Raw genomic sequence first — 249 nt, forward strand, 5'->3', positions numbered from 1 at the left:
GTTGCTGTTCGTGCTCGGCGCGCTCGTGCGTTGCCAGCCGGTCTATCAGCGCGTGAGTCAGCACCGTCTCGGCTGGCTCGTGACGCTCGCGGCCTGCTGTGTGGCGGCGGTCGCGGCGTACTACAAGCTCTTTGTCGAAGTCGAGCCGCTCGATCCCAGCTTCAAACAGAATCTGTCCTACTTGCGCGCGGTCAATTTCCTCGCGATCGCGTGGCTCGTGGCCAAGCTGATCGAGGCGGGCTGGGCAAG

Annotated in this window: 1 protein-coding gene; it reads left to right on the forward strand. The window is 64.3% G+C overall.

What is annotated here, in order from left to right; genetic code table 11:
• A partial coding sequence (opgC, locus tag SB753_RS39835; RefSeq protein ID WP_410805518.1) for an OpgC domain-containing protein occupies positions 1-249 on the forward strand: 249 nt, incomplete at both ends.

The organism is Paraburkholderia sp. SIMBA_053 (genome assembly GCF_046534895.1).
GTDB classification, from domain to species: Bacteria; Pseudomonadota; Gammaproteobacteria; order Burkholderiales; family Burkholderiaceae; genus Paraburkholderia; species Paraburkholderia caledonica.